General features: G+C 38.1%; 11 protein-coding genes, 3 tRNA genes, 1 rRNA gene and 1 other annotated feature. Of the genes, 3 read left to right on the top strand and 12 right to left on the bottom strand.

The features are described 5' to 3' along the window. Positions 1-16: 16 nt before the first annotated feature. Positions 17-519, bottom strand: a sequence feature (23S ribosomal RNA rRNA prediction is too short). A gap of 420 nt (positions 520-939) precedes the next feature. The 3 genes from F981_RS17685 to F981_RS17695 form a co-directional block, all read right to left on the bottom strand. Continuing rightward, positions 940-1,015 (bottom strand) — tRNA-Ala (locus F981_RS17685). Between the two features lie 44 nt (positions 1,016-1,059). Beyond that, positions 1,060-1,136: transfer RNA gene (locus F981_RS17690), tRNA-Ile, on the bottom strand. 59 nt (positions 1,137-1,195) lie between these two features. Beyond that, positions 1,196-2,734: ribosomal RNA gene (locus F981_RS17695) — 16S ribosomal RNA — on the bottom strand. Between the two features lie 594 nt (positions 2,735-3,328). Here F981_RS17695 and F981_RS17700 point away from each other — a divergent pair. Genes F981_RS17700 through F981_RS17710 form a run of 3 tightly spaced genes read left to right on the top strand, consistent with a single transcriptional unit; the run spans position 3,329 to position 5,549 of the window. Then, positions 3,329-3,832: a regulatory sequestration protein YfiR gene (locus tag F981_RS17700; RefSeq protein ID WP_004723844.1), complete on the top strand. Its 504-nt coding sequence runs from the start codon at positions 3,329-3,331 to the stop codon at positions 3,830-3,832. Between the two features lie 4 nt (positions 3,833-3,836). Beyond that, the gene (locus F981_RS17705) at positions 3,837-5,054 is read left to right on the top strand and encodes a diguanylate cyclase DgcN/YfiN (protein WP_004723846.1); all 1,218 of its coding nucleotides are present in this window, start codon (positions 3,837-3,839) and stop codon (positions 5,052-5,054) included. Between the two features lie 15 nt (positions 5,055-5,069). Beyond that, positions 5,070-5,549: an outer membrane lipoprotein YfiB gene (locus F981_RS17710; protein WP_004723848.1), complete on the top strand. Its 480-nt coding sequence runs from the start codon at positions 5,070-5,072 to the stop codon at positions 5,547-5,549. A 143-nt stretch (positions 5,550-5,692) separates the two neighbouring features. Here F981_RS17710 and F981_RS17715 read toward each other — a convergent pair. The 9 genes from F981_RS17715 to F981_RS17755 form a co-directional block, all read right to left on the bottom strand. Continuing rightward, positions 5,693-5,769, bottom strand: a tRNA-Pro gene (locus F981_RS17715). A gap of 335 nt (positions 5,770-6,104) precedes the next feature. Further along, complete coding sequence (locus tag F981_RS17720; RefSeq protein WP_004723849.1) at positions 6,105-7,265, bottom strand: tyrosine-type recombinase/integrase; 1,161 nt, start codon at positions 7,263-7,265, stop codon at positions 6,105-6,107. A gap of 87 nt (positions 7,266-7,352) precedes the next feature. Then, positions 7,353-8,126 carry a DNA polymerase III subunit epsilon gene (locus F981_RS17725; protein WP_004723851.1) on the bottom strand — a complete coding sequence of 258 codons (774 nt, stop codon included), beginning with the start codon at positions 8,124-8,126 and terminating at the stop codon, positions 7,353-7,355. A 9-nt stretch (positions 8,127-8,135) separates the two neighbouring features. Continuing rightward, positions 8,136-8,378, bottom strand: a complete 243-nt coding sequence (locus F981_RS17730; RefSeq protein WP_004723854.1) for a hypothetical protein — start codon at positions 8,376-8,378, stop codon at positions 8,136-8,138. Between the two features lie 117 nt (positions 8,379-8,495). Next, positions 8,496-8,735, bottom strand: a complete 240-nt coding sequence (locus F981_RS17735) for a hypothetical protein (RefSeq protein ID WP_004723855.1) — start codon at positions 8,733-8,735, stop codon at positions 8,496-8,498. Positions 8,736-8,738: 3 nt separating this feature from the next. Continuing rightward, positions 8,739-9,092: a hypothetical protein gene (locus tag F981_RS17740; protein ID WP_004723857.1), complete on the bottom strand. Its 354-nt coding sequence runs from the start codon at positions 9,090-9,092 to the stop codon at positions 8,739-8,741. A gap of 62 nt (positions 9,093-9,154) precedes the next feature. Beyond that, positions 9,155-9,769, bottom strand: coding sequence for a hypothetical protein (locus F981_RS17745; protein ID WP_004723859.1), 615 nt, complete (start codon positions 9,767-9,769; stop codon positions 9,155-9,157). 23 nt (positions 9,770-9,792) lie between these two features. After that, positions 9,793-12,516, bottom strand: coding sequence for a toprim domain-containing protein (locus F981_RS17750; protein WP_004723860.1), 2,724 nt, complete (start codon positions 12,514-12,516; stop codon positions 9,793-9,795). Positions 12,517-12,530: 14 nt separating this feature from the next. Further along, the gene (locus tag F981_RS17755; protein ID WP_004723863.1) at positions 12,531-12,710 is read right to left on the bottom strand and encodes a hypothetical protein; all 180 of its coding nucleotides are present in this window, start codon (positions 12,708-12,710) and stop codon (positions 12,531-12,533) included.

Consider the following 12,710-nt stretch of genomic DNA (forward strand, 5'->3'; position numbering starts at 1 on the left):
GGCTCCCACTGCTTGTATGCATGCGGTTTCAGGATCTATTTCACTCCCCTCACAGGGGTTCTTTTCGCCTTTCCCTCACGGTACTGGTTCACTATCGGTCAGTCAGGAGTATTTAGCCTTGGAGGATGGTCCCCCCATATTCAGACAAGGTTTCACGTGCCTCGCCCTACTCGTCATCATTATATGTGCCCTTTCGTGTACGGGACTATCACCCTCTACGGTAGCACTTCCCAGAGCTTTCCGCTAAAACACATATAACTTAATGGGCTGATCCCCGTTCGCTCGCCGCTACTGAGGGAATCTCAATTGATTTCTTTTCCTAAGGGTACTGAGATGTTTCACTTCCCCTCGTTCGCCTCGCATGACTATGTATTCATCATGCGATACCTACCTTATGGTAAGTGGGTTTCCCCATTCAGAAATCTCCGGATCACAGGATATTTGCCGCCTCCCCGAAGCTTATCGCAGGCTATTACGTCTTTCATCGCCTCTGACTGCCAAGGCATCCACCACATGCACTTAATTACTTGACTATACAACCCCAAACAGTCGTTAATCCCTACAAGGAGGATCAACAATGTGAACTTAATCACTTCTATTTGTTGCCTGTGAACTTAATCACTATACAGCTTCAATTTAATTCATATACCAAAACGCTTGATTCAGTTTTATCGCTAGTGCTCATTTCACTCAACATTAACAATTGCTTGCTAACATCAACTAAAACGAGTTTAAACAATTATTTCAACTCAAATATATTCTGTTAATGATTCACTACCGCCTCGTCAGCGAGTAGTTAACTGTGATAAATCACAGAGATTATCAACTGGTGCGTATACTACGCCATCCATTTGTTAATCTCTAGGATCTAATCAACTATATGCTTATTTCTTAACTTATCTTACGTCTATTTGAACATTTTAAGTTCAATGTAAGTGATGGTGGAGACTAACGGAGTCGAACCGTTGACCTCCTGCGTGCAAAGCAGGCGCTCTACCAACTAAGCTAAGTCCCCAGCTTAAGATCTTAATATATCTGCTCTTCTGTGTTCAGTAGACTTGGTGGGTCTGACAAGACTTGAACTTGTGACCCCACGCTTATCAAGCGTGTGCTCTAACCAACTGAGCTACAGACCCTCAGATACATCAATGAAGAACAACTTGTTGTGGATTCTTACCAATCGTCAATCTTTCGTTAAGGAGGTGATCCAGCCGCAGGTTCCCCTACGGCTACCTTGTTACGACTTCACCCCAGTCATCGGCCACACCGTGGTAAGCGTCCTCCTTACGGTTAGACTACCTACTTCTGGTGCAACAAACTCCCATGGTGTGACGGGCGGTGTGTACAAGGCCCGGGAACGTATTCACCGCGGCATTCTGATCCGCGATTACTAGCGATTCCGACTTCATGGAGTCGAGTTGCAGACTCCAATCCGGACTACGATCGGCTTTTTGAGATTAGCATCCTATCGCTAGGTAGCAACCCTTTGTACCGACCATTGTAGCACGTGTGTAGCCCTGGTCGTAAGGGCCATGATGACTTGACGTCGTCCCCGCCTTCCTCCAGTTTGTCACTGGCAGTATCCTTAAAGTTCCCACCCGAAGTGCTGGCAAATAAGGAAAAGGGTTGCGCTCGTTGCGGGACTTAACCCAACATCTCACGACACGAGCTGACGACAGCCATGCAGCACCTGTATGTAAGTTCCCGAAGGCACCAATCCATCTCTGGAAAGTTCTTACTATGTCAAGACCAGGTAAGGTTCTTCGCGTTGCATCGAATTAAACCACATGCTCCACCGCTTGTGCGGGCCCCCGTCAATTCATTTGAGTTTTAGTCTTGCGACCGTACTCCCCAGGCGGTCTACTTATCGCGTTAGCTGCGCCACTAAAGCCTCAAAGGCCCCAACGGCTAGTAGACATCGTTTACGGCATGGACTACCAGGGTATCTAATCCTGTTTGCTCCCCATGCTTTCGTACCTCAGCGTCAGTATTAGGCCAGATGGCTGCCTTCGCCATCGGTATTCCTCCAGATCTCTACGCATTTCACCGCTACACCTGGAATTCTACCATCCTCTCCCATACTCTAGCTTCCCAGTATCGAATGCAATTCCCAAGTTAAGCTCGGGGATTTCACATCCGACTTAAAAAGCCGCCTACGCACGCTTTACGCCCAGTAAATCCGATTAACGCTCGCACCCTCTGTATTACCGCGGCTGCTGGCACAGAGTTAGCCGGTGCTTATTCTGCGAGTAACGTCCACTCATCTTGGGTATTAACCAAGAGAGCCTCCTCCTCGCTTAAAGTGCTTTACAACCATAAGGCCTTCTTCACACACGCGGCATGGCTGGATCAGGGTTCCCCCCATTGTCCAATATTCCCCACTGCTGCCTCCCGTAGGAGTCTGGGCCGTGTCTCAGTCCCAGTGTGGCGGATCATCCTCTCAGACCCGCTACAGATCGTCGCCTTGGTAGGCCTTTACCCCACCAACTAGCTAATCCGACTTAGGCTCATCTATTAACGCAAGGTCACAAGTGATCCCCTGCTTTCCCCCGTAGGGCGTATGCGGTATTAGCATCCCTTTCGAGATGTTGTCCCCCATTAATAGGCAGATTCCTAAGTATTACTCACCCGTCCGCCGCTAGGTCAGTTACCGAAGCAACCTCCCCCGCTCGACTTGCATGTGTTAAGCCTGCCGCCAGCGTTCAATCTGAGCCATGATCAAACTCTTCAGTTAAAAATCATTAGTGACTTAAGGTCACAATTCTGGCTCATCAATGTACTGACAAATTCTCTCAAATAAACTTCGAGTAATTTAAACCAATCAATCAATGATAATATTTCGATCAATCAATCAGTAAAAATCCACACAAGTTGTTCTTCATATTCTCTTAATGATCTTCTCAATGCTTCGTCAGCATCAAGCTAGGTCGGCTATACTACTCTCTATCTCTAAAAAGTCAATCAATAATGTTAATTATTTTTTCTAACAAACCCAACCCTAACCTCATCTTAAAATCTCAATTCGAAATCTTAACAACTTAATCAAGTGCCTGATTTATCAGAAGTTTTATTTAACATCACCGCCGATGGATGTGCATTCTACAGCATTCACAAACCAACACAACCCCTTTTGTTAAACTTTTTTATCAACTGGACATTTTTTCGACCAAAATAGCAAAAAAAGTCCATTTTTAGCTATTTTTTGCACCATTTTTTCTCATACCAATAAAGCAACTCATGTTTTTATTTAAATTTTAAGCTATTTATATTTGTTTTTTTTCTTTAAACTATTTGAAATAATTTTATCATTTAATAAATTAAGTCGAATATGGCCCGTTTTATAAATAGAAGAAGCTTCTGTTTAGGAATTTTGCTCTTTTGCTGCAACTATTCCTCAGCCAATTCGTCACATAATATTTTCATGATGACATTATCTATACTAAGTTATGCAAAATGGAACACTCCGAATCCAGAATTATGCGTCGTTGATAATGCATCTTATGCAAACCAATTTTCTGCTTATATCAAATCAAATAAGTCTCCTTTTAATATAAGTGCGATACATTCCACCGATCTAAAAAATCGTCATTGTGATGCGGTATTTTTTTCCAATACTTCAGCACAAACCGAACAGGCCCTTATTGGGAAATCATTAAATTCATCTATTTTATCGTTTAGCTCAAGTAATTCTGAATGTGAAATTGGCAGCGTTTTTTGCTTATCCACCAACAAAACAGGAAATACTATTTTTAAAGTGAATCTTGATAGTTTAGCTCAGTCTAAAATACATGTTGACCCACGTGTTTTATTGCTGGCAAAGAATTCGGATTAAAATAATGATGAATAAATTTTTTAAATCGAGTTCCTTACAAACATTGTTTCGTAAATCTCAATTTACGACCTTTGCAATCACTTTATTTATTAGTACGTCTACTTTTGTCACGATTTCAGTATTTACCGTTGAATCTTATGCGAAACAAAACCTATTATTAATCAGCCGCACCGTGTCTGAACGTGTTCAACCTGCACTGGTGTTCTCTGATAGAATCGCGATTTCGCAGATTATCAATGAATACACCTTTCAACATTCAGTACGCCTGATTGAGGTTTATGATAATCAAGGTCATAAAGTTGCTGAAAGCCTAAAAAATGTTGAACACTATTCTTATATTCAAAACTTTTTTGATCATATCTTTTTAAAAGATTCCATCAAGTTAAACGTCCAACATCAAGGGAAGCTGGTCGGTCAAGTTGTGCTGTATGGAAGTTCCAATGAAATTTTAATGTTTATTTTTAAAATTTTTACCGGCTTAGCATTTGGCATGCTCTTTATGGTTTTTGCTGTATGGTGGTCAGTAAACTTAACCTATCGCCATATTATGGGTTCTTTTTTACCGATTATACAAATTGCACAACTATTAAGAAATCAAAAAGCGTATAACTTAAGGTTTCCAAAAAGTGATGTAAAAGAATTTCAAGACTTAAACAGTGTGTTCAACCAACTCTTAGATGAAATTCAATCTTGGCATACCCATCTTCAAAATGAGAATAGTGAACTTTCTTATCAAGTTCAACATGATCATTTAACCGAATTACCTAATCGTAATTATTTTTATCAAGTGTTATGTAATTTATATGAAGACACCAATCAACGTGAAAATTTAGCTTTATTATTTATTGATAATAATAATTTTAAAGCTATTAATGATCAATATGGACATTTGGTCGGTGATGAAGTTTTAAAAGAAATGGCTTCGCGATTAAGACGCCATATTCGCCAAGATGATTTTGTCGCGCGTCTTGCAGGAGATGAGTTTGCAATTATTTTACGTTCCATTTCTAAAATTGAACACCTCATCTCTATTGCGGAAAATCTGATTAAATGTTGTGACGATCCTTTAATCTATAAAGGACAATCGATTTCTTTTAGCTTTAGTATCGGTATTGCTATCTCTAGCCAGGCCTCAAGCCCAGAAGACTTAATTTCTCAAGCAGATCAAGCCATGTACAAAGCAAAATCTTTACAGCATCATTGGTTTATTTACCATTCATAATATTAGGGGGTTTTTATGACTTTAAAAAACGTACAACTTTCTATTCTTGCAATACTCTGCCTAGCACTTACAGGTTGTATGAATCTAGGTGGGTTGAGCTATAAACAAGCTCGTGTACTTAAGAAAGAAGGTTTTGTATTAACGGATGAAGGTTGGAGTCTAGGTCTACCAGAACGTTTATTGTTTGGTTTTAATGAATCGAATATTAATACCGAACGTCAAACTGAATTGGTTCGTTTAGCCACGCAATTAAATAAATATCATCTCGATAAGCTTAAAATTGTAGGTCATACCGATAATATCGGAAATCCTGAATACAATTTAAAATTATCCAAAGAACGTGCTCAAAATGTTTCAAATATATTCATTGAGCAAAAATTTAATCCACAAAATATCCAAGTGATTGGAAAAGGGGCTGACCAGCCACTTAAATCAAATGATTCAGAAGAGAATAAAGCTGAAAACCGTCGTGTTGCGGTGATTATTATTCCTTGATAATCTTCTCTTTATTAAAAAAAGATCTCTACAGAGATCTTTTTTTAGGTCTATAGAATTTGACGCTTCGTTGACAAGCACAAATTTCGGGCATAAAAAAACCGCCTTTAAGCGGATAATTTATATTTAAGCTGATGCTTAAATGGTCGGAGCAGTAGGATTCGAACCTACGACCCCCTGGTCCCAAACCAGGTGCACTACCAGGCTGTGCTATGCTCCGAATTTACAACAAACTTAAGGAATTGGGGTGAATGATGGGGCTCGAACCCAAGATTTTTATTAGAACTTTTTTATAATAATTAGTAATTTAGGTAATTTAACTATTCTAAAATCAATAGATATGGGAATTTATAGACTCTTCTTATTTGTTACGATCAAAAAATGACTATTTATGATTTTCTTTTAGGATTTAGGCAAAATTGACCAAAATGACAAAACTAAGCCTATTCTTGCTTATCGAGTAATGGAGTAATAAATAAAAAAAGTGCCCGATTTATTAGGCACTTACATAGTGAATTGGATGTAATATTTAGAGTAATGTCCAAGTAAATATTATTACTGGCGAATGTAGTTATTAATTTTGCTCAAATAATCGGGAATATCTTCGGCAATCAATTTCCCATAATGCTTATAAATCATTGACGTATCACTATGGCCAAGTTGTTCGGCAATCCACTCTGGAGGTACTTGGCCAGATGATAAAAGTTGACTTGCAAACGTGTGTCGACCGTGGTTGATTCCTCTCCCTCTTACTTTTGCTTTTTTAAGATGTTTATTCCATCTGTAACGTAATTCATGGTATTCAAAAATGTTGTTCTGTTCTTCGTTGATCCACACGAAACGTAATTTCTCTTGCTTGTAAGTACGATTATCACGTTGTAATACATCTACAACTTTTGGATAGCGATTGCCTGTTATGACGTATTGTTTTCTAAGTGCTGCGATCGCAGGATCGAGGAGCTTTATTTTCCTGTTTCTTCTCCGGTTCTTGGTAACTTTATAAAAACCTTTTACATAGTTTCTTTTAATGGTAATTGTACCTTTTTCAAGATCTATGTCTTCCCATGCGATCGGGATCTGTTCTGAAATTGAAAAGCCTGTCCAGAATAGACAGGGTAATAAATTTCCAATGTCAAAATCTGATTCTGTATTTAAAATCATTGAAATTTCAGTTTTTGTAAATGGATCTGGCTCAATACCGTCTAACTGCTGAATGACGATCGTTTCAAAAGGGTTATAAGCAATACGGTTCTCTTGTCGCCATAATTCATGGATCGATGCGAGTCTGGTGACTATTTCACGGATCGTTTTAGGTGCAAGCCGGTCTTTGAGCTGATTTATCCATTTGCGTACGCTTGTGGTGTCTATTTCTTTTGGATTTACTTTCGACCAACGTGGGTAAACATGTGTTTTTATATTGCTTTCATATCCATCGAAAGTACTCGGGGCAACTTCTCTTCGAATAAGTTCTTTATATTGCTCGATGTAATATGACATTTGATTCTTTTTTAAATGCTTTGAATTTGGAAAGTGTTTGACTAGGTTAAATTGGTCTAACTGGATCTCTAACTTAATTAGATCAGCAAGCTTTTTTGCTCGATCAACATTTTCAGGCGTATATGGCCATTCTAAGGTTTCTTTTATTGGTGGTTCATTTGCGATGGGTTTCATCCAAATCCGCATGCTTTTACCACGGATTTCAAGTCCTGCAGACATAATCAGACCTACATTTAAGTATTTTAAAGTATTGGGAATATTTTAGAAGAAAGCACCACCGAGTGGAGGTGCTTTAGAGGTGTGCAATTAGACGAATGGAAGTTCTTGGTCTTCGTTTATGCTATTGCGTGAAAGTATTTCATTTTCTAATGAAATACGAAGATAATCGTCTTCAGTTTTGTTGAATAGCCAATGTAAATCCCGATCGTCTAGATCTTTAATCGCCCACCCTCGATACTTTCCATAAAAAATATGCGTTGGATATCTTGCTTTCTCTGAAAATTCATACAACTCTTCAAAAGATGAAATCCCAGCTTCATGAATAATCGCAATAAGAACAGAGATAGTTGTACGGCAATCATTTAAAGCTGAATGAGCGAACCGTAAATCATGCGCTGTCTTACCACGGTTTTTACTCACATAAAGTGCAACTGCAGAAAGGGTATGCGAATCTAAATTTGGCCAGAGAAAACGAGCCATCGCTAAGGTGCAAACTGCTTTGAATTCACCTGTCGCTATCCCTGCTCGATTGACTGCAGCAATATCGTAATCAATATTATGTCCAATCAAATACTCAATATTTAAATTTTTTGGAAATTTAAATGCTGTATAAGGCAGGCATTTAACCAGATCTTCATCCACAATATGATGTACTGCCATTGCACCAAAACTAATGGGTTCACTTGGCTTATAACGATCTTCAAATTGAAATGATCTTCCGATTAATAACTCGGGATACACTGTAAAACTTGGCGAAATCTTGGCTCTTTCTATAAAGTTTATATCTATTGAAATGCCTGCAGCTTCAATGATGTCACCATGTAATTTATGCGTTTCCGTATCAAAAATTAACGCTGTCATTTTATTGCCTCAAAATCTTATGGTTGAGCCCTTAAGCCAACTGCTACACACAGCTCCACTTACTCTTTCACCTTTTGGGTTTGTAGCAGAAAATTTGGTTGCAAAAGTATCGTCTTCAGAACAAGAAAAGAATGCTCGACCATGAGTTTGAATATCTGTATAGCCTGCTGCTTTTAATGCCTTTTCTGCATCTGTAGAGGATGAACAGCCAGAAATTAGTAAAACTGCGATGATTAAAAATTTTTTTCTCATTTATCAGCATCCTTAAACTCTGCTTCATTCATTGGTTTTCTCCAATCAAATAAATAAATGAGCTCATACAAATTGAAGCAATCAGGTTGATGAACATTGCGTTTTTAAAATTAAAGTTCATGCTGATTGTTCCTGATCGTAACTCGCCAAAGCATCTGCACATGCTTCTTCTGGTGTTGAACCTTGTCCACGTAATAAAACTTTTCGATTTGGATCTTGTTCACGTTGATTACTGCAAATCCATACCATCCAATCTGTATAACGTGTGAACGCAAGTTCAAAATAGCAGTAATGATTTGTTTGAAGCATTTCTGTATGAATAGCCATAACTTTTGATAAATTGGTTTGTTCAGTCATGATTTAACCCTCAACCCTTGGTTGTTGATCTAATTCACAACGGCATTTCCCAATACGAGAATATTCAATTGGTCCTGGTGCATCGATAGGTGTCACTCCAAAACGGTAAAGGTCATATAGCTTATTACATGATTTCACCTGAATATCATCACCTGTTATTTTGGTGATAATTCCTCTGTAAGCTTTTTGATTTACACTTACTAATCCCCCCCCTAATTGCTTAACTTGCTGTTGCATAAAGTTGACTTCATCATCGACTTTAAAAGACTCAAAGTCTGGAAGAATTAAACCACCACACTTACAGTGGTATTTCGAAATTTCTGCTTCTGCAGTTTGTACGTTAGAATCGTTTTGCATAATTGCTCTCCGTTGATTGTGTGACACATACAGAAGTGACCGCTTCTGTATGTGTGCTTTACTTAATGTGTAAATGGGAAGTCGGAAAAAACAGAATTTGATTTTTTCCCAGAAAAAAGTGCTGCTAAAAGAAGCATTTTTAAAAGTTCATTTGGCATTTCATCTTTTTTTCTTTCTTTTTCAGTCTTTTGCTCTTCAGTGATCTCTGGCAAATTTAATTGCGGATATAATTCATTCGAATAAGCCCACTGGTGGATCTTATGGACTTTGATATCCCCACGGCTTGTATGCCATGCTTCACATTTTGCGCAGTACTCCACACCAGACATAATTTCTTTATCTTTAAAGATGACTGTCACATCTCTATCCACTTCAGGGATTTGAAATGAATCTTTGAATATTGGGTTTATTTTTGGCTCTACAGGGATCGCTTCAATCTTTACTTTAAAATGATTTGAACTTGATTCCTTTAATACGTTATCAACGAATTCATAAAGATTATTTAAATTACTTCTCGAATTTCCAACTTCAACTGGATATCCAAAAATTTTAAGTAGTTCTTCACGTTTAATTTTTTCTTTACTGAAAGCCTTGCTTGGCAATTGCTCCACGATAGATTTGTCTAATACAGCTATGGCTTGCATGCCAAAATTTGATGTGATCTTTAGGTTATACATAGTGTTTTCCTTTAAAAATGGGATTAATCCCGTTGTGAAGTTGGTTTTTCAAATATCCAACAGCGTTTTGTTGAATTGGTTAATTTGCTTTGAATGGCTTTGTTTGCTTCGATGAAGCGGTAATGCATACTGTGACGTAAGGCATTTTGTAATTCGGTTATTTCAGGGAGTGAATAATGGTAATCTGCTGCGACCCTGTATAAATGTGCAAAATTAATAGCTAATAATTCGGATTTATTTGAATGATTAATGACGCTTTCGTGATGCCCAATTTTATTTATTGAAGATTCCATTTCCTCAATGGTGTTCCAGAAGTTCTGAACAATGACTGGATCTGACTTAAGTACTTTGTCTCGGCTTTGTGCCATTACTAAAAATTCTGCATGAACCTGTTTCTGAACTAGCTCAGGAACATCTATGACATGACGACACATTGCATCAAATAACGCCATCAATTGGGCATGGTTATGAACAATACGAGAGCTTTGAATATTGTGTTGTTCCTGGTGCAACATCACATCGTATTCTTCATAGCAGATGTTATAAGCTTCCAGAATATCTTTTTCTTTATTTAGACAATCCAAAATAAAATGGCTGACATTCTCTGGTTCATATTTAGTTAAATTACGAGAAGCATATAGGCTAGATTTAGTCAGTTGATCTTTGAAAAATTTAACGTGAACAATACGTCCCATAATCGCTTCTGAAGCAAGTACTTCGGCATTTTGGCTGATTATAAGTGTTCCCATAAAAGGTGGTTCATAGGTTTCATTGCCACCTGTTTTAATCCCCATTGCACCCAGTGAGCCACCGTCATACATGGTTTTACACATATCCCAGTTAAATTGTTTTGCAGCACTTTCACCTTGTCGATCTGATTCGATAAACACGACTGGGAAATTAGAAACTTGTCGTAATGTTCGGGTTAAACCTGATTTCGATGTCTTTGATGGGTTTGGATCTATGCCTTCATAGTTGATACGTCCAAATAGCTTCCATAAAAATTGAATCAGTGTTGATTTACCTGTGCCTGGTTCACCGACTAACTCTAAAAATGGAAAAGACTTGTGTGTCTTGCGGATCTGCTGTGCATATAAGCTGCCAAAAAATGCAGTTAATGCGATTAAGCCTTTGACGCCATAAGCATCAATTAAATCGACTACCCATTTTTTCTCGTAGTCAGACTGTTGAGCATTTATCTTTAATGAAAAAGGTGAGTTACACTTTAAATTTATATGGCGTGGTAACTCGAAATATTCCTCTTTGTTAATTTTGTATTGCTTCCCTGCTTGATAAGCAATATCGCCTAATACATAAGTTTTTTGGTCAGCGTGATAACCTAAATAGTTGATCAGTTGTACTCGTTTGATATCTGTTAATTCACGTTCAAGAAAAGCATCTAGTTGCGTACTACTCCCTTTGTAGAATTTACCCGGTGCAATATGCAGTAGTCGCTTTTTAAACTCAGATGCAGATGCTATATGCGAAGCACTGAATGTATTTTTTATTGTTTTTGCACCTCGAGGGAAATCGATCTGGAAAAAATAGTCAGCTTCGTCGATTTCTTCCATATACTGGTAATACAATCCACGTGGTCGACAGTCCATAATTAGTTTTGCTTCTGCAGCATGTTCTAAGGCTTTTTCTTTGCGTTGAGCAATTGCTAATTCTTTTTCTTCCTCTGCCCAATCTTCATTATCGTTTGGCTCAAAGCCGATGTCTTTTTTATATTCTTCATACTTATCCATATCTAATTTGAACCAATACACTTGGTTGTTAAAATCAAAAGGGAAAGATTTTGTTCCATAGCGCTTGTAGATAAGTGTCCCTTTATCCACAGCAGTCTTTGCTGTAATCAGAGCGCCATAGTATTTATAGGTTTCTAGCTCTGTGAATTTCAAGCGATCTAGTTTGTAAAGATCGTTCCAATCTTGTTTCTTACGGCTAAAAGGTGGGAGAGCAGCTTCACATTCAAATCCTTCTGCTTCAGCTAAGGCAATATTTTTTAATATGCCATCATGCCCTGCTTTATCATTGTCAAATGCCCATACCAATTTAGGCATAGGACTTCCAGCTTCAGCGCATTTTTGAGCAATATGATTTAGAAAAATCGATGGATAGTTATTGCAACTTAATGCTGAAAAACTGGTGATTCCTGAAAGCCATAAAGCAATCGTGTCAAATATGCCTTCAGTGATCCATATTTCTTTGGATTCTAAATAGTTCGTATTTGGTGTCATCCATGCGTGTCCACCTGACAACCATTCTTCTTTAAATGTGGTTTTAGGTAATACATCTTGTTGATCTAATACACGTTGCCACCAACCGTGATTACCTTCTTCATCTGTAATTTGGAAACGTAAAGTTACTGATGTTGTTTTCTTTGGCTTATATCGAGTAATAAGCTCTTGTGTATACAAGCCCTTTAATTTATCGAGCGGAAAACCACGGCTTTCAACTAAATAGGCGTTAACTGTACGGTGTGGATCTTGGGGAGTAGGTTCAAAGCGTTTTTCCCATTTTTCAAATAGATCTGGGAATAAATCACGAATGTGGTTTTCATGGCCACATTCGTTTTTACGTGGGCAGAAGATTACCCACGGTTCATCTGCAAATGTCCAAGCCGATGCTTCTTTATGGTTGCAATCGGGGCATCTACCACGGAGTTTATTGTTACCTTTAGCTTTAAAGTTGTATTGATTTTCAAGTCTTTCAACGACTAAAGCTTGTGTTTCTGGAAACATCATCTTGAATAAACTACCTAAAATAAATGCCGTGAATTTTTGATTTCTTGCCCTGCTAATTTGTAAAGAACTTCTTTAATTCTTTGTTTAGCTAGGTATTCCATCGTTTCTGCTTCAGTTGCAAAACCGTGTAACTGTTGCACTTCCTTAATAATTTCTTTCTCTTTATCGCTGAGTACGATTTCTTGTGTGGGCAT

The sequence above is a fragment of the Acinetobacter guillouiae CIP 63.46 genome (assembly GCF_000368145.1).
Classification (GTDB): Bacteria; Pseudomonadota; Gammaproteobacteria; order Pseudomonadales; family Moraxellaceae; genus Acinetobacter; species Acinetobacter guillouiae.

Coding starts and splice junctions, on each gene's coding strand:
- F981_RS17710 (WP_004723848.1), top strand. CDS start 5,070: ATGACTTTAAAAAACGTACAACTTTCTATTCTTGCAATACTCTGCCTA.
- F981_RS17745 (WP_004723859.1), bottom strand. CDS start 9,769: ATGTATAACCTAAAGATCACATCAAATTTTGGCATGCAAGCCATAGCT.
- F981_RS17755 (WP_004723863.1), bottom strand. CDS start 12,710: ATGCCCACACAAGAAATCGTACTCAGCGATAAAGAGAAAGAAATTATT.
- F981_RS17700 (WP_004723844.1), top strand. CDS start 3,329: ATGGCCCGTTTTATAAATAGAAGAAGCTTCTGTTTAGGAATTTTGCTC.
- F981_RS17705 (WP_004723846.1), top strand. CDS start 3,837: ATGATGAATAAATTTTTTAAATCGAGTTCCTTACAAACATTGTTTCGT.
- F981_RS17725 (WP_004723851.1), bottom strand. CDS start 8,126: ATGACAGCGTTAATTTTTGATACGGAAACGCATAAATTACATGGTGAC.
- F981_RS17720 (WP_004723849.1), bottom strand. CDS start 7,265: ATGTCTGCAGGACTTGAAATCCGTGGTAAAAGCATGCGGATTTGGATG.
- F981_RS17735 (WP_004723855.1), bottom strand. CDS start 8,735: ATGACTGAACAAACCAATTTATCAAAAGTTATGGCTATTCATACAGAA.
- F981_RS17730 (WP_004723854.1), bottom strand. CDS start 8,378: ATGAGAAAAAAATTTTTAATCATCGCAGTTTTACTAATTTCTGGCTGT.
- F981_RS17750 (WP_004723860.1), bottom strand. CDS start 12,516: ATGATGTTTCCAGAAACACAAGCTTTAGTCGTTGAAAGACTTGAAAAT.
- F981_RS17740 (WP_004723857.1), bottom strand. CDS start 9,092: ATGCAAAACGATTCTAACGTACAAACTGCAGAAGCAGAAATTTCGAAA.